General features: G+C 71.3%; 16 protein-coding genes. 11 read left to right on the top strand and 5 right to left on the bottom strand.

The window, feature by feature from the left end:
* Positions 1 to 44 precede the first annotated feature (44 nt).
* Positions 45 to 1733, bottom strand: coding sequence for a calcium-binding protein (locus ABD709_RS16965; RefSeq protein ID WP_344777576.1), 1689 nt, complete (start codon positions 1731 to 1733; stop codon positions 45 to 47).
* A 149-nt stretch (positions 1734 to 1882) separates the two neighbouring features.
* Here ABD709_RS16965 and ABD709_RS16960 point away from each other — a divergent pair, with 149 nt between their 5' ends.
* From ABD709_RS16960 to era, 10 genes are all read left to right on the top strand, one after another.
* Positions 1883 to 2245, top strand: a complete 363-nt coding sequence (locus tag ABD709_RS16960; protein ID WP_344777574.1) for a cytidine deaminase — start codon at positions 1883 to 1885, stop codon at positions 2243 to 2245.
* Positions 2246 to 2290: 45 nt separating this feature from the next.
* Positions 2291 to 3214, top strand: a complete 924-nt coding sequence (locus tag ABD709_RS16955; RefSeq protein WP_344777572.1) for an ABC transporter ATP-binding protein — start codon at positions 2291 to 2293, stop codon at positions 3212 to 3214.
* A gap of 1 nt (position 3215) precedes the next feature.
* Positions 3216 to 4001: an ABC transporter permease gene (locus ABD709_RS16950; protein WP_344777570.1), complete on the top strand. Its 786-nt coding sequence runs from the start codon at positions 3216 to 3218 to the stop codon at positions 3999 to 4001.
* A 20-nt stretch (positions 4002 to 4021) separates the two neighbouring features.
* Positions 4022 to 5128, top strand: coding sequence for a sensor histidine kinase (locus ABD709_RS16945; protein WP_344777568.1), 1107 nt, complete (start codon positions 4022 to 4024; stop codon positions 5126 to 5128).
* Complete coding sequence (locus ABD709_RS16940; protein ID WP_344777566.1) at positions 5125 to 5733, top strand: response regulator; 609 nt, start codon at positions 5125 to 5127, stop codon at positions 5731 to 5733. Before ABD709_RS16945 ends, ABD709_RS16940 begins: the two co-directional genes overlap by 4 nt.
* Before the next feature lie 10 nt (positions 5734 to 5743).
* Positions 5744 to 7156, top strand: a complete 1413-nt coding sequence (locus ABD709_RS16935) for an FAD-binding oxidoreductase (protein WP_344777564.1) — start codon at positions 5744 to 5746, stop codon at positions 7154 to 7156.
* Positions 7153 to 8445: a class I SAM-dependent methyltransferase gene (locus ABD709_RS16930; RefSeq protein WP_344777562.1), complete on the top strand. Its 1293-nt coding sequence runs from the start codon at positions 7153 to 7155 to the stop codon at positions 8443 to 8445. The genes ABD709_RS16935 and ABD709_RS16930 overlap by 4 nt, the downstream gene beginning before the upstream one ends.
* 82 nt (positions 8446 to 8527) lie before the next feature.
* Positions 8528 to 9280: a hypothetical protein gene (locus tag ABD709_RS16925; RefSeq protein ID WP_344777560.1), complete on the top strand. Its 753-nt coding sequence runs from the start codon at positions 8528 to 8530 to the stop codon at positions 9278 to 9280.
* A 41-nt stretch (positions 9281 to 9321) separates the two neighbouring features.
* Positions 9322 to 10104 (top strand): siderophore-interacting protein, encoded by a 783-nt coding sequence (locus ABD709_RS16920; protein WP_344777558.1) that lies wholly within the window; start codon positions 9322 to 9324, stop codon positions 10102 to 10104.
* Positions 10101 to 11105, top strand: a complete 1005-nt coding sequence (gene era / locus ABD709_RS16915) for a GTPase Era (RefSeq protein ID WP_344777556.1) — start codon at positions 10101 to 10103, stop codon at positions 11103 to 11105. The genes ABD709_RS16920 and era overlap by 4 nt, the downstream gene beginning before the upstream one ends.
* A 77-nt stretch (positions 11106 to 11182) precedes the next feature.
* On the opposite strand, the gene ABD709_RS16910 is transcribed toward era, so the two are convergent.
* The 4 genes from ABD709_RS16910 to ABD709_RS16895 are packed head-to-tail and all read right to left on the bottom strand — an operon-like array spanning position 11183 to position 14539.
* Entirely contained in the window at positions 11183 to 12337 is a 1155-nt protein-coding gene (locus ABD709_RS16910) for a hypothetical protein (protein WP_344777554.1), read from the bottom strand.
* A 39-nt stretch (positions 12338 to 12376) separates the two neighbouring features.
* Positions 12377 to 13201, bottom strand: a complete 825-nt coding sequence (locus ABD709_RS16905; RefSeq protein ID WP_344777681.1) for a septum formation family protein — start codon at positions 13199 to 13201, stop codon at positions 12377 to 12379.
* Between the two features lie 5 nt (positions 13202 to 13206).
* Positions 13207 to 14022 carry a septum formation family protein gene (locus tag ABD709_RS16900; protein ID WP_344777552.1) on the bottom strand — a complete coding sequence of 272 codons (816 nt, stop codon included), beginning with the start codon at positions 14020 to 14022 and terminating at the stop codon, positions 13207 to 13209.
* Between the two features lie 19 nt (positions 14023 to 14041).
* Positions 14042 to 14539: a flavodoxin family protein gene (locus ABD709_RS16895; protein ID WP_344777550.1), complete on the bottom strand. Its 498-nt coding sequence runs from the start codon at positions 14537 to 14539 to the stop codon at positions 14042 to 14044.
* A gap of 142 nt (positions 14540 to 14681) precedes the next feature.
* On the opposite strand from ABD709_RS16895, the gene leuA reads away from it, so the two are divergent.
* The gene (gene leuA / locus ABD709_RS16890) at positions 14682 to 16415 is read left to right on the top strand and encodes a 2-isopropylmalate synthase (RefSeq protein ID WP_344777548.1); all 1734 of its coding nucleotides are present in this window, start codon (positions 14682 to 14684) and stop codon (positions 16413 to 16415) included.
* The last annotated feature ends 59 nt before the right edge of the window (positions 16416 to 16474 follow it).

The following is a 16474-nucleotide window of genomic DNA, read 5'->3' as shown; positions in this document are numbered from 1 at the left end:
GGCTGACTTGGGAAGCACTTGGGCCGGTCCCGACGGTCCGGCGATCAGCCCAGCGGCGTCATCGTGAGCGTGTAGTCGACCGAGGTCCCGGAGTCGCTCACGAAGGTCCGGTGCAGCGTGACCACGCCGGCGCCGTCCGGCTGGAAGGGCACGGTGAACTGCTCCTTGGCGTCGACGCGCACCGAGTAGGGGTAGGTGTGGCCGTCGGGGCAGCTCCGCGACGCAGCCGCACCTTCGAGGATGCCCCACTGGAAGCGGATCGTGCCTGCAGCGGAGTCGATCGACGGCTCGACGTAGCCGTCGTCGGCCTGGAGGTCGGCGCTACCGGAGAGCGAGCAGTCGCCGTTGTTGCCCTCGACCGTGTAGCTGCCCGTGGTGACGTTGTCGTCGACGTAGTCCACGGTCGACTCGAAGGTCCCCGACACGTGGATCGTCGTCGTGGCCGTCCACCGGGTCGTCTCGGTCGAGGAGCTCGACGGCTTGTGCACGCTCGTGCCGGTCACGGTGACCGTCCAGGCTCGCGGCAGGCCGGTGCTGCGGCAGGACTGCATGGTCTCCGCCGTGCACAGGTCCGGGTCGTCGGCGGTGTTCGCCGTGGTGCCGGGTGCGCCGCCGTCGCAGAAGTCGCTGCCGTCGCCACCGTCACAGGTGTCGACGTCGGCTCCGCCGCGGAGCACGTCGTCGCCGCCGTTGCCGAGCAGGGTGTCGCTGCCGGCCCCGCCGTCGGCCACGTCGGCGTTCGGGCCGCCGGTCACGTGGTCGTCGCCGCCGTCGCCGTACAGGGTGGCCGTGTCGGCCGTGCTCGCCCGGAGGTCGTCGGCACCACCGTTGCCGTGGATCACGTCATGGCCGGGGCCCGCGGTGATCCGGTCCTGGCCGGACCCGCCCTTGACCGCGGTGTCGTCACCCGCGCCCAGCACGACGACGTCGTTCCCCGTGCCGGCGTCGACGGTGTCGCCGTAGTCGCCGCCGTGGATCTCGTCGGCACCGGCCCCGCCGTCCAGCAGGGTGGCCTCGGCGCTCGTCTCCAGGTAGTCGGCGTCGTCGCCTCCGAGCAGGGCGACCTGGAATCCCTCGGCGTGCAGGGAGTCCCTGCCGGCGCCCCCGAACAGGTGCGAGCCGTCGCCGGAGCCCGAGCGGATGTCGTCCTTGCCGCCGTCGCCGTAGAGCTCGTCGGTGCCGGTCTCGCCGTCGAGCTCGTCGTTGCCCGGGCCGCCGTGCACGTCGCGGTCGTCGCCGTCGCCGGCGTCGATCTCGTCGTTGCCGGGCCCGCCGTCGATGTGGTCGGTGTGGTGCGAGCCGCCGAGGTAGTCGTCGCCGGCCCCGCCGTCGAGGAGGACCCCGCCGGCGTCCTCCTGCGCGAACAGGTCGTCGTTCCCGTCGCCGCCGAGAAGCGCGTCGATGCCGTGCGCGAAGAGGGTGTCCTTCCCGGACCCACCGTCCAGGGTGTTGCTGCCAGCTCCGGCATCGAGCTCGTCGTTGCCCCCGCCTCCGCAGAGAACGTCGTTGCCGTCGCCGCCGTCGATGGTGTCGGCGCCCCCGAGACTCACGATGACGTCGTCGTGGGACGTGCCCTTGATCTCGTCGGCACCCGGGGTGCCGACGATGGTGGCCGTGAAGCCCTGGCAGGTCGGCACGGGCGCGGCCTCGGCGTGGGTGGTGAGGCCGAACGGCAGGCCGAGCACGAGCACGGCTCCCGCGGCGGCCGCGAGGTGGTGCTGCGGTCTGTACATCGGAGTTCTCCTGTGGTGTCGATCGTGGTTGGTCGACGGAGCCGGTCCGTCGCCACTTCAGGGTGACCGTCGCGGCGCTGGAGCACGTCGACCTGAGGGATGAATCCCCTTCCATCCCGCGGGATGACGGCTCGGGGATAATCGCGGCCATGCCCGAGCCGCTCTCCGCTGAGGACAAGAAGCTGGTCACCCTCGCCCGCGCCACCCGGGCCCGGATCCAGGCCGCCGAGGGCGCCGCCGTGCGCGACACCGACGGCCGGACCTACGCCGCCGCCACCGTCGACCTGCCCTCCTTGCGGCTGACGGCCGTCCAGGCGTGCGTCGCCATGGCCGTCGCGTCGGGATCGACAGCGGTCGACGCGTGCGTGGTGCTGGGGGAGTCGGGCATCGTGTCCGAGGACGACGCAGCCGTGCTGGGCGACTTCGCGGGCGCGAGCGGCGCGGTGGTCCACGTCGGCGACCCGAGAGGCACGATCTCCGGCACCATGACATTTGTCAGCCAGGACTCGTGACGACCGGTTGAGGGTCGGGGCCGCTCCGGCCCGCATGCTCGTGGCATGACCTCAGCAACGACCGTCCCGGCGGTCCGCCTCTCGGGCGTGACGAAGGACTTCGGCAACGTCCACGCCGTTCGCGGCGTGGACCTGGAGCTGCAACAGGGCGAGATCGTCGCCTTCCTCGGCCCGAACGGGGCCGGCAAGACCACGACCATCGACATGGTGCTCGGCCTGAGCCGGCCGAGCACCGGCGAGGTGTCCGTGCTCGGGCTCGAGCCGCGCCAGGCGATCGCCCGCGGGCTGGTGTCCGCCGTCATGCAGACCGGCGGGCTCCTCAAGGACCTCACGGTCCGCGAGACCGTCGAGTACACCGCGAGCCTGTTCGCCAACACCCGGCCGGTCGACGACGTCCTCGACCGCGCCGGCATCGCCGGCATCGCCGGCCGTCGGGTCGCCAAGTGCTCCGGCGGCGAGCAGCAGCGGCTGCGGTTCGCGATGGCGCTGCTCTCCGACCCCGCACTGCTGCTGCTGGACGAGCCGACGACGGGCATGGACGTCGAGGGCCGCCGGGCTTTCTGGTCCGCGATCCGCGCCGACGCCGAGTCCGGTCGGACGGTCCTCTTCGCGACGCACTACCTGGAGGAGGCCGACCAGTACGCCGACCGGATCGTCCTGATCAGCCACGGCCGGATCGTTGCCGACGGCACCGGCTCGCAGATCCGTGCGCTCGCCTCGGGACGCACCGTCCGGGTGACGCTGCCGGGTGCGGACGAGCGGGTGACCGACGCGATCGCCTCGCTCGGCGGCGTCGACCGGGTCGAGGTCCGTGGTGACACGGTCCTGGTTCACGCCAAGGACAGCGACACCGTCGCCCGCTACCTGCTGACCGAGACCGATGCCCGCGACCTGGAGATCACCGCCAAGGGCCTGGAGGAGGCGTTCCTCAGCCTCACCGGCGACGCGGCGCACGAGGAAGAGGACTGACATGACGACGAGCACGATCGACCCGACCGCCCGCAAGGTCCCGCCGCTGGGCGGGATGAACCTCACGGTGCTCCGCATCGAGCTGATGCGGATGCTGCGCAACCGCCGCACCATCATCTTCACCCTGGTGCTGCCGGCCGCCCTCATGCTGTCCTTCGGCGGCCAGGCCGGGTGGGACGACCCGGTCGGCTCCGGAAACGTCGGCGCCTACATCCTGCTGTCGATGGCGCTGTACGGCGCGGCGCTGACCGCCGCGGCGGGCGGCTCGATGGTCGCGCTGGAGCGCGCGCTCGGCTGGTCACGGCAGCTGCGGCTGACTCCGCTGCACCCGGTCGCCTACATCATGATGAAGACCTTCGTCGCCCTGGTGATGGGCGCCCTCGCCATCGGCGCGGTGAACCTGATCGGGATCCTCCAGGGCAAGGCCGAGATGCCGGAGCACATCTGGATCGCCGGCGCCGCCCTCGGCCTGGTCTGCACGTTGACCTTCGCCGCGCTCGGCGTCTTCGTCGGGTACGTCGTCCCGGGCGAGAACGCCATGCAGATCCTCGGCCCCGGCCTCGCGCTGCTGTCGTTCCTCGGCGGCCTGTTCATCCCGCTCAGCCAGTACGCCCACGCGGTCCGGCTGATCGCCTACTGGACGCCGATGTACGGCGTCGCCGAGGTGGTCCGCTCACCCCTGACCCACGAGCTCCCCTGGTACGCGGTGGTCAACGCGGTCGGCTGGTTCGCGCTCTTCGTCGCCGGTGCTGCGTGGCGGATGAGCAAGGACACGGCACGGGTCTGAGGACCACTAGCGTGACGACCGTGACCGCACCCGTGGAGAGCCTCGACACCGAGGGCCGCGGCTGGCTGGGCATCGTCTACGCCGCCGTCTGGCTCGCGTTCCTCGAGGCTCCCGCGGCGACGGCGGTGCAGCTGCTGCCGTCGCCGCGGGGCTTCATCGGCCTCGTCCTGCTCGCCGCGTTCGCGGCGGCGTACCTCGCGACGTTCCTGTTCACCAGGGCCGTTCGACGGGCGGGTGGCCGGATCCCCTGGCAGCGCGCGGTCACCGGTGTCACGGTGCTTGCCGTCATCGCGGCCGCGCTGTGCGTGGCGGTCGGCCAGGACGGCACCGCCACGTTCGTCTTCCTGGCGGTCGCGATCGTCATCAGCTTCGAGTGGCGCTGGGCGATGGTGCTCGTCGCCGTCGTGGCGGTCGCCAACGAGGTGCTGCCGCACCTCGTGTCCGGCTGGACCCGGCAGGCGTCGCTCACCCTGGCCATCGCGCTCGCCGCGTTCGCCATGAGCGGCGTGCTGCGGGTGATCGACCGCAACCTGAAGCTGCTCGAGGCCCACCGGACCAACACCGAGCTGGTCGTCGAGAACGAGCGCAGCCGGTTCGCACGGGACCTGCACGACATCCTCGGCCACTCGCTGACGGTCATCGCGCTCAAGGCCGAGCTCGCCGGGAAGCTCTTCGACGCCGACCCGGAGCGGGCGCGGGCCGAGGTGGCGGACCTGGAGCGGCTCAGCCGCGACGCGCTCGCCGACGTACGCCGGGCCGTGGAGGGTTACCGCGAGCTCACCCTGCCCGGGGAGCTGGCCAGGGCGCGTACGGCACTCGCCGCGGCCGACATCGACGCCGAGCTGCCCAACTCGACCGACGAGGTCGAGTCGGACCTGCGCGAGCTCTTCGCCTGGACCGTGCGGGAGGGCGTGACCAACGTGCTCAAGCACTCCGGCGCCCGCCGGTGCGAGGTGGTCCTCGGCGCCTCCCGAGCCGAGGTCCGCGACGACGGTCCGGGGCCGACCAGCCCGGGCGGGAGCGGCAGCGGCCTGCGCGGGCTGGAGGAGCGGGCCCATGCGGTCGGAGCGACCGTCGTGACCCGGCGGCTCGAGCCGGGCTGGTCCCTGGCGGTGGTGCGGGCATGACCATCCGGCTGCTGCTCGCCGACGACCAGGCCCTGGTCCGCGGCGCTCTCTCGGCCCTGCTGTCGCTCGAGCCCGATCTCGAGGTGGTGGCCGAGGTCGGCTCCGGTGACGAGGCGGTCGAGGCGGCCCGCCGGCTGCGTCCCGACGTCGCGCTGCTCGACGTCGAGATGCCCGGTCGGGACGGGATCTCGGCGACCGCCGAGGTGCTCGCGGCCGCCCCGGGCACGCGGGTGCTGATCGTCACCACGTTCGGGCGGCCCGGCTACCTGCGTCGCGCGCTCCAGGCCGGCGCCTCGGGGTTCGTCGTCAAGGACACGCCGGCGGCGCAGCTCGCGGACGCCGTACGCCGGGTGCACCAGGGGTTGCGGGTCGTCGATCCGGCGCTCGCCACCGACTCCCTCATCGCTGGCGAGTCCCCGCTGACCGCCCGCGAGACCGACGTCCTCCGGGCCGCGCGGGACGGCTCGACCGTCGCCGCGATCGCGCGGACGCTGGTGCTCTCGGAGGGCACGGTCCGCAACCATCTCTCGTCCGCGATCGGCAAGACCGGGGCGGCCAACCGCGCCGAGGCATGCCTCGTGGCGGACCGAAACGGCTGGCTCTAAGGTGGAGTTCATGGCTGAGGCTGCTCGGGAGGAGCACCAGAAGGCGGTCGAGCGGCTCGCGGCGTCGTACGCAGCGATCCCGCGGGGAGAGACCGTCCGGCTGGCGAAACCCACGACGAACCTGTTCCGGGCCCGGTCGGCGACCACGGCGCCGGGGCTCGACGTCACCGGTCTGACCGGCGTCATCGAGGTCGACCCGGTCGCGCGGACCGCCGACGTGCAGGGCATGTGCACCTACGAGGACCTGGTCGACGCCACGTTGCCGCACGGCCTGATCCCGTACGTCGTCCCGCAGCTGCGCACGATCACGCTCGGCGGCGCGGTCACGGGGCTGGGGATCGAGTCGACCAGCTTCCGCAACGGCCTGCCGCACGAGTCGGTCGTCGAGATGGACGTCTTCACCGGCGCCGGCGAGGTCGTGACCACCCGGCCGGGCGACGACCTGTTCGACGCGTTCCCCAACTCCTACGGGAGCCTGGGCTACGCGACCCGGCTGCGGATCGAGCTCGAGGAGGTGCCGCCGTACGTCGCGTTGCAGCACCTCCGCTTCGACGACGCGGGCCTGCTCGCCAAGACGATCGAGGAGATCACGGCCAGCGGGGAGCACGACGGGCAGCCGGTGCACGGGCTCGACGGCGTCGCCTTCGAGCCGGGGGAGTACTACCTGACCCTCGCCCGCTGGACCGACGAGCTGCCCTCCTCCGGTGGTCGAGGAGGTCGCCCTGGCGACCGTCACGAGACCCCGAGCGACTACGCGGGCCAGCAGGTCTTCTACCGCTCGATCCAGGAGCGCGAGACCGACCTGCTGACGATCTACGACTACCTGTGGCGCTGGGACACCGACTGGTTCTGGTGCTCGGGCGCGTTCGGCGCGCAGCACCCGCTGGTCCGCCGGGTCTGGCCGCGGCGGCTGCGCCGGTCGGACGTGTACATGAAGCTGCTCAAGCTGGACCGCCGGTTCGCGGTCGCCGACCGGCTCGACCGGCGCGCCGGCCGACCGTTGCGCGAGCGCGTCGTGCAGGACATCGAGGTCCCGGTCGAGCGGCTGCCGGAGTTCCTGGACTGGTTCGACCGCGAGATCGGCATGCGACCGGTGTGGCTGTGCCCGCTGGTCGCCAAGGGTTCCGCCGGCGGCAGGGCGTGGACGACGTACCCGCTCGAGCCCGGCCGTGCCTACGTCAACGCCGGCTTCTGGGGCACCGTCCACGTCGGCCCCGACGCGGTGAACGCACCGAAGAACCGGGCCATCGAGGAGAAGGTGCACGAGCTCGGCGGCCACAAGTCGCTCTACTCCGAGGCGTTCTACGACCGTGAGACCTTCGACGATCTCTACAGCGGCGCCGACCTGGCCGAGGTCAAGCGTCGCTACGACCCCGACGACCGACTGACCAACCTCTACGACAAGGCGGTGCGCAGCAGATGACCGACATTGCCCCCACGATCGCGTCCCTGTTCCCCGACGGACTGCCCTTGCGGTTGACGGCGTACGACGGGAGCAGTGCCGGGCCGGAGGACTCGCCGTACACGATCGAGCTGACCAGCCCCCGCGCGCTGTCCTACCTCCTGACCGCGCCGGGCGACCTCGGCCTCGGCCGGGCGTACGTCGCCGGTGACATCGCGCTGCACGGCGCCCACCCGGGCAACCCCTACGGGCCGTTCTCGCTGCTCAAGGACCACACCGACTTCGGGATCCCGCGCCCTTCGCAGGTGATCGAGCTGGTGCGCGCGCTGGGGCTGCGCAACCTGGTGCCGCCGGCGCCGCCGCCGCAGGAGCACCTGCCCGCCTGGCGGCACCGGCTCGAGGGCCTGCGTGCGGTCACGCAGTGGAGCCGGCACTCGCAGGAGCGGGACGCCGACGCGATCCACCACCACTACGACGTGTCGAACGCGTTCTACGAGTACGTCCTCGGTCCCTCGATGACCTACACCTGCGCCGTCTTCCCCACCGAGGACGCGACGCTGGAGGAGGCGCAGGAGAACAAGTACGACCTGATCTGCCGCAAGCTCGACCTCCAGCCCGGTCAGCGGCTGCTCGACGTCGGCTGCGGCTGGGGCGGCATGGTGCGCCACGCCGCCAAGCACTACGGCGTCAAGGCGCTCGGCGTCACGCTGTCGCGCAACCAGGCGGAGTGGGCGACCCAGGAGATCAAGCGGCAGGGCCTCGACGACCTGGCCGAGGTGCGGTTCTCCGACTACCGCGACGTGCCCGAGGGCGACTTCGACGCCGTCAGCTCGATCGGGCTCACCGAGCACATCGGCGTGGCGAACTACCCGGCGTACTTCGGGTCCCTCCGCGACAAGCTCAAGCCGCAGGGCCGGCTGCTCAACCACTGCATCACGCGGGACGACAGCACCAAGAGCCCGAAGGCGGGTGCGTTCATCGACCGCTACGTCTTTCCCGACGGAGAGCTGATCGGCTCCGGAACGATCGTGCGCGAGGTGGAGAACGCCGGGCTCGAGGTGCAGCACCACGAGAACATCCGGATCCACTACGCCAAGACGCTGCAGGGCTGGAGCGAGAACCTGGTGGAGAACTGGGACGCCTGCGTCGCCGAGACGAGCGAGGGCACCGCGCGGGTGTGGGGCCTCTACATGGTCGGCTCCCGGATCGCGTTCGAGCGCAACGAGATCCAGCTGCACCACGTCCTGGCGACGAAGACCGACGAGAACGGCGTGAGCGGCTACCCGCTGCGGCCCGGCTTCGGCGTCTGACCCGTTCGGGCCATATCCACCCGGGCATCCGCTTACCTAGCCTCGGGGGGTCACGTCTCCCGACGCCTCTGAGGAGCTCCCGATGTTCCGTCCTGCACGAAACGGCCGGCGTACGTTGCTGGCGGTCGCGGCCGTCTCGCTGTGCCTGGCGGCCTCCGCCTGCAACTCCGGCGGCGACGACAGCGCGTCCGACAGCGACACATCGTCGTCGGCTCCGAGCAGCTCCTCGACGAGTGCGTCCGCATCGACGTCGTCGGCGACCGACTCGACCGCGTCGAGCACCTCGACCCCGCTGACCGACGACCAGGTGACGCCGGCGCTGCTGGTGCCGGACGACCTCCAGGGCTACGGCTTCACCGCCGGTCCGACCCCGAGCGACGACGACAGCGCGCTGCCGTGCGCCGCGCCCGGCTCGCCCGGCATCGACGCGCAGGTCCCGCCGCAGGCCCATGGCGGCACGGAGCTCGACAACAACGCCGTCGGCGCCTCGATCGTCCAGGAGATCCAGGTCTACGACACCCCGGACGAGGCCGCGCAGGCCTTCGGCCTGCTGGTCGACGGCCTGAACTGCCCGTCGGGGACGCTGCCCGACGGGACCACGATCCAGATCAAGGCGGCCGGGGACGTGACCGCGCAGGTCAACACGAACGGTCTCGGTCAGTCGACGGCGTGGCAGCTCAAGAGCGCCCAGTTCGACGGCATCATCGTCGCCACCCTGTCGCAGTCCGTCGCGACCGACATCCTCTACCTCAAGGCGAAGGGCGCCGACGAGTCCCAGCTCCCCAACCCGCTGGACGTCTCGAAGGTCGCGTTCCAGAAGATCCTGGCGAACTGACCGGGGGGATCCCGGAGGAGCGGCCTCGGTAGGCTCGTCGGGTGAGCACCCGGGCCCAGGAGTACGCCGCCGAGGTCCTTCGGCGCGACCAGCTGAGCCCCCACCTGGTGCGGCTCACGCTCGGCGGCGCGGGCCTGTCGGGGTTCGTCTCGACCGGGATCCCCGACGAGTGGGTCGGGCTGGTCGTGCCCGGACAGTTCCAGAGCCGCTACTACACGGTGCGGTCGTGGAACGGGACCGAGCTGGTGCTCGACGTCGTCGTGCACGAGGTCGGGCTGGTGACCGAGTGGGCGAGCGGTGAGTGCGTCGGCGACCGGGTGACGATCACCGAGCCGAAGGGCTCGTTCTCCATGCCCGACGACGCCGCCTGGCTGCTGCTGGTCGGCGACCTGACCGCCCTGCCCGCGATGGCCCGGATCGCCGAGGAGCACGCGCACGGCGTACCGACGCGGATCCACGCGGAGGTCGCGGACCTGCCCGAGGAGCTCGACGGCTACCTCCCGAGCGGCGCGGACACGACCTGGCTGACACCGCCGGCCGGCTCCAGCCGGCTGGCCGCCGTGGTCGAGACGATGGACTGGCCGGCGGGCGACGGGTACTTCTGGATGGCCGGTGAGTCCGCGCAGATGCGCGCGATCCGCAAGCACCTGATGCGCGAGCGGAAGCTGCCGAGCGACCGCTACGACGTGATGGGCTACTGGCGCTCGGTCGAGGCGCGACAGCCGCGGAAGGTCGACCCCGGGCCGATCTGGCGCGCCGGCAAGGCGGCCGGGAAGTCCGACGCCGAGATCTGGGCGGAGTACGACGAGGCGGCGCGGCGATGAGCGACGACGAGCTCGACGAGGACTTCGACGAGGCCTTCGGCGACCGGCCGCTTCCCGCGCCGGTGTTCGGCGCGGTGGACACTCCGGAGGGCTACCGGAGCGGCTTCGCGTGCTTCGTCGGGCGGCCGAACGCGGGGAAGTCGACGCTCACCAATGCGCTGGTCGGTCAGAAGATCGTGATCACCTCCGACAAGCCGCAGACCACCCGTACGGTCGTGCGCGGCATCGTGCACCGTCCCGACGGTCAGCTCGTGCTCGTCGACACGCCCGGCCTGCACCGGCCGCGGACCCTGCTGGGGGAGCGGCTCAACGACCTGGTGATGTCGACCTGGGCGGAGGTCGACGTCGTGGCCGTCTGCTTCCCGGCGGACGAGAAGATCGGCCCCGGCGACCGGTTCATCGTCAACGAGCTGGCCAAGGCCCGCCGTACGACGAAGATCGCGGTCGCCACCAAGACCGACCTCGCCTCCCCGCAGCGGATCGCCGAGCACCTGCTCGACATCGCCGCGCTCGGCGAGGAGACGAAGACCGAGTGGGCAGAGGTCGTCCCCGTCTCGTCGGTGGCCGGCGACCAGATCGAGCTGCTGAGCGACGTGCTCATCGCGCAGATGCCCGAGGGCCCGCCGCTCTACCCCGACGGCGACCTCACCGACGCGCCCGAGCAGGTGCTCGTCGCCGAGCTGATCCGCGAGGCCGCCCTCGACGGCGTCCGCGACGAGCTGCCGCACTCGATCGCAGTCGTGGTCGAGGAGATGCTCCCCCGCGAGGGCCGCCCCGAGGACAAGCCGCTGCTCGACATCCACGCGAACCTCTACGTCGAGCGCGACTCCCAGAAGGGCATCGTCATCGGCAAGAAGGGCGCCCGCCTCCGCCACGTCGGCACCACCGCCCGCAAGCAGATCGAGTCCCTCCTCGGCACCCCCGTCTACCTCGACCTGCACGTCAAGATCGCCAAGGACTGGCAGCGCGACCCCCGCCAGCTCCGCAAGCTCGGCTTCTGACCCCTTCCTTCCGCCGAATCTTCCCTCCTGACGCGCCGAATCTTGCGGCATGCTGCGCCGAATCTTGTGAAATGCGCTCACGCGTCGCGGAGGCGGTCGCCGCGCTCGAGCCTCCGGCGGTTGGAGTACGGCGAACGAAGAGCCTCGCGCACCTCGCCGAGCCACCGGGCCAGCGCCTCACCGGTGAAGTCTCCCTTGCGTACGACGATCACGACCCAGCCGTGTGCCCGCAGCCATGCGCGCCGCTCCTCATCGTGCCTTCGCTGCTGCTCGTTGCGTTCGTGCGCGTCCCAGCCGTCGTACTCGACGGCCACGCGCCGGCGACGGTAGGCGAGGTCCAGCCGGTAGACCGGTACGCCGTCCACCTCGATCCAGACTTGTGGCTCGGGGGAGGGGAGCCCGGCGTCGACGATCGCGAGTCGGGTCCACGACTCACGTTGCGACTCGGCGCGCGGATCGCTCAGGGGTACGAGCTCGCGCAGCTGTACGACGCCGCGGCGGCCACGGAACCGAGTCGCGGCGGCGCTGAGCTCACCGAGCTCGATGCCGTGCAGACGTCGAAGTGCATCAAGCGCTGCGAGCGCGTCGCGGCGCTCGAGAATGCAGCCGAGGTCCAGTGCGGTCCTCAGCGGAGTCGTGACCGGGACACCACCGACGACCGTGACGTCCCGGTCGGCGAGGTCGCGGGTGTGTCCGGACACCGCTTGTCGCTTGCACGAGTTCCTGCCGATCCGCGCTGCAGTCTCGATCGGCGGCTGGTCGAGGTCGCTCCAGCTGTACGCATCGACGCCCCAGATCCAGGCGGCGGTGCGGTCACACAGGACTTCGTGAGGGCGGAGGACGCGGATCATCGCCCGGGCGCGAAGCTCCACCGTCCACGGGAGGCGTGCGTCGACGTACGCGTTCGTCGTCACGCGCCGCACACGTCCTTGCCGGATCAACTGGTCGAGCGCGTGCCGGCTGAGTCCGAGCTGCGGCAGGTCGACCAGACAGAACGGCGTGTCAGGCAGTCGGGGAGAAGCATCCATGGGGTGGAGATTTCCGCCCGGGGACGGAACGCACGACGGCGAGGGAAACGCTTGTGGACGACGCCACTCGATGCCGGTCCTGTGGACGGAAGCTGGGCCGCGACAATCCGGCACGGCGCGCGCGAGCTGACACGACGTGAAGCAAGGCTCGGCGCGGCAAGAGGAAAGATTCGCCGCGGCACGAGGAAAGATTCGCCGCGCCACGGGGGAAGATTCGGCGCGGCACGGGGAAAGATTCGGCGACTAGTCGGGGGCCCAGCAGCGGCCGAAGGTCTGGCCGGCGGCCCACTGGTCGGCGGTGGGGTACTCGTAGCCCCAGTCGAACTGGAGGGGGTCGTCGGCGACGTCGAGGCCGGCGTTCTCGCAGGGGGTCTGGCCGCGGGATTCGGCAGCCTGGACGCCGGGGTAGGGGCCGGGGGTGAACGGGACGACGGCGATGGCGCGCCACGTGTGCTGGCTCGAGCACTGCACCCGCTCGAAGTCGTCGGCGTCGGGGGCCGCGGTGCCGCACATGGCGTAGGTGTCTCGGCCGTCGTCCTTGCCCAGCACGCCCTCGAGGCTGGTGTCGAGCTCGGCGAGCTCGTTGTCCCCGGCGACGACGACGGCGTCGCAGCGGTACCAGTTCTCGCCGCGATCGGACCCGCGCACGGTCGGTGTGAACCACACGGGGCGGATCATGCTCAGCCGCAGGTCCGTGAGGTCCCCGCCGAGGAACGCGCTCAGGTCCGCAGGGCAGGCCTGCGAGATCTGCTCCTGGACCCGGTCGGAGTCGACGGCGACGAGGTGCCCGTCCACCACCGTGTCGAGGTCGCCGACGTCGTAGGTCTCCGACGTGTGCGGCTCGTCGCACGAGCGCGGCTTGCGCTTGCTCGTCGGCGCGACGGCCTGCTTGAAGGTCAGCGTGTAGCACTCGCCGGTCTTCGGGCCCGGCGGCGGCGGCGCCGCGGACGGCGGCGGGGTCGGCGCCGTCGTGTGCTCCGGCGGAGGAGTCGAGGAGCCGCCGTCGTCGCACCCCGCGAGCAGGAGTACGGCGACCAGAGCGCCCGCGGCTCGTCGTACGCCCTGCATCTGCGTCACTGGTCCGTCTGCGCCCAGCAGACCGAGCGCCGGTTGCCGGCGTCCCACTCGGCCTGGTGGAAGTAGGTGTAGGCGAACTTGAAGGTCGCCGGGTAGTTGAGCCACGCCTGCACCGAGGTGCGGCAGAACGCATCGGTACGGCCGGCAACGACCTTGTCACCGGGATAGGACTCGCCGGCCTTGCCCACCGTGACGGTGCTGACCGCGCGCCAGTCGTGCTTCTCCGAGCACGGGAGCTTCTCACTGCGCTCGAACGTGTCGCCCCTGGCGCAGACCAGCCACTGGTCGTCGGGCAGCCCGAGGAGCAGTCCCTTCGTCGTGGTGGGCAGCGGTCGGTAGCTCGAGCTGCCCTCGGCACCGCCCACGACGTCGCACCTGAGCCAGCGCGCTCCCTTGCCCCAGGCGGTCTCGGACGGCCGGAACCATGCCCAGCTCAGGATCGTGCGCAGGACCAGGCTCTCGTCGGCCCCGACGAACTTGGCGAACCCCTTGGAGCACGCCTCGTAGGCGTACTTGCCGACGTCCTGGTCGTCGTATCCCGCGTCGTCGTAGCCGGCCGGCAGGTCCTCGACGAGGAACGTCTGCGCGGTGTGCTTGGCCGAGCAGGCGACGGTCTTGGTCGCGTTGGCCGGCTGCTCGACGTCCTCAGGGGTGAGCATCCGGCAGGCGTCGTCCGGCGGCGGGTCCGTCGCGTCGACCAGGTCCGGGTCGACGTTGCCGCCCTGGTCCTCGGCGCTGCACCCGCCGAGCGCCAGCGCCGCCACCACCCCGGCGACCGCGCACAGCGCCGCCACGGCGCGCCGGTGCGTCAAGGTCGTCCCTCCGAAGCGGTCAATTGCTCAGCAGTGCGGCGATCGTAGCGCCCAGCTCGTAGGCGGCCGCGCGCTGCTCCTCGCCGACCTCGCCCAGGACCTCGAGCACGTCGTAGGACTGCTTCCACGCCAGCGCGCCGACGATCGACTGCACCGACCGCACAGCGCCCGTGAGGTCGTAGCGGCCGTGCAGGTAGAGCCCGTAGGGACGACCCTTGGTCCCGTCGTCGCCGTCGGCCTCCGCTGCCGCACCGCTGGGGTCGAGGCTGCCGCCGACGGCCAGGAACGTCGAGTCGAAGAAGTGCTTGAGCGCCCCGCTCATGTACCCGAAGTTCGCGGTCGTGCCGAGTACGTAGCCGTCGGCCGCGAGCACGTCGTCCGCCGTCGCCTCCAGCGCCGGTCGTACGACGACCTCTACACCCTCGATCGCGTCGTCGCCGGCACCCGCGACCACCTGCGCGGTCAGCGCCTGCATCGACCGCGAGGGGGAGTGGTGGACCACGAGCAACCGAGGCACGCGGCCGAGACTACGTGCTAGCCTCGGGTCGTCATGAAGCGCGTTCTGCTCCTTAGCGGCCGCAGCGAGGTCTGAAAGCCGGACCCCCTCGCTGCGGAGTGAGTCGCGCGCCCGGCGCCCACCGACCACAGTCGAGGAACTCATGACCACCATTCCTTCCCAGCAGCCCAGCGGGATGCCCTTCGGGCGGTACACCGCCTTCGAGCCGGTGACCGTGCCGGACCGCACCTGGCCCGACCGCAAGATCACCTCCGCGCCGCGCTGGCTCTCCACCGACCTGCGCGACGGCAACCAGGCGCTCATCGACCCGATGAGCCCGAGCCGCAAGCTGAAGATGTTCGAGCTCCTCGTCCGGATGGGCTACAAGGAGATCGAGGTCGGCTTCCCGTCGGCCAGCCAGACCGACTTCGACTTCGTGCGCCAGCTCATCGAGGAGGACCGGGTCCCCGACGACGTACGGATCTCCGTGCTGACCCAGGCCCGCGAGGACCTGATCTCGCGCACCGTCGAGTCGCTCGTCGGCGCCGACAAGGCGACCGTCCACCTCTACAACGCGACCGCCCCGCTGTTCCAGCGGATCGTCTTCAACGTCACCGAGGCCGAGTGCATCGCGATCGCGACCCGCGGCACCGAGTGGGTGATGAAGTACGCCGAGCAGCTGCTCACCGGCCCCGGCGACACCGACTTCGGCTACCAGTACAGCCCGGAGATCTTCACCCAGACCCCGACCGACTTCGCGCTCGAGGTGTGCGAGCGGGTCTCCGACGTGTGGCAGCCCGAGCCCGGCCGGGAGATCATCCTCAACCTGCCGGCCACCGTCGAGATGTCGACGCCGAACACCTACGCCGACCAGATCGAGTACTTCGGCCGCGGTCTGACCCGTCGTGACGTGACCGCGATCAGCCTGCACCCGCACAACGACCGCGGCACCGCGGTCGCGGCGACCGAGCTGGCGCTGATGGCCGGCGCCGACCGGGTCGAGGGCTGCCTGTTCGGCCACGGCGAGCGCACCGGCAACGTCGACCTGGTCACCCTCGCCATGAACCTGTTCAGCCAGGGCATCGACCCCCAGGTGAACCTCTCCGACATCGACGAGATCCGTCGCACTGTCGAGTACTGCACCCAGCTGCCGGTCCACCCGCGCCACCCCTACGCGGGCGACCTGGTCTACACCGCCTTCTCCGGCTCCCACCAGGACGCCATCAAGAAGGGCCTCGAGGATCTCGACAAGCGGGCCGCCGACCAGGGCATCTCGGTGCGCGACATCCCGTGGGAGGCGCCGTACCTGCCGATCGACCCCAAGGACGTCGGCCGCACCTACGAGGCCGTGATCCGGGTGAACAGCCAGTCCGGCAAGGGCGGCGTCGCCTACGTCCTCAAGGCCGAGCACAACCTCGACCTGCCGCGCCGCGCGCAGATCGAGTTCAGCCGGGTCATCCAGCAGCACACGGACACCCAGGGTGGCGAGGTCACGCCGGAAGACATCTGGGCGATCTTCAAGCGCGAGTACCTCGAGCGGGAGACGCCGTACTCCCTGGAGAGCTGGACCTCCCAGACCGACGCCGACGGCGACGACGAGCAGCAGGTCCACCTCGCCGTGCGCGGCGAGCACCGGACCTTCTCCGGACGCGGCAACGGTCCGGTGGCGGCGTTCGTCGACGGCATGCAGCAGGCCGGCGCCGAGATCCGGGTGCTCGACTACGCCGAGCACGCGCTCTCGTCGGGCGGCGATGCGGTCGCCGCGGCCTACGTCGAGTGCGAGGTCGCGGGCGAGATCGTGTGGGGCATCGGTATCCACCACAACATCGTCACCGCGTCGCTGCGCGCGGTCGTGTGCGCGGCCAACCGCGCCCAGGCCGTCACCATCCCCGCCTGACCCCCGGTGGTCGAGTAGCGCGAGGAACGAGCGCGTATCGAGACCGACGACGGCCCCGG

This window comes from Nocardioides panacisoli (assembly GCF_039537325.1).
GTDB lineage: Bacteria > Actinomycetota > Actinomycetes > Propionibacteriales > Nocardioidaceae > Nocardioides > Nocardioides panacisoli.
Note: the sequence above shows the minus strand (reverse complement) of the source record. Positions and strands in the feature narration are given on the sequence as shown.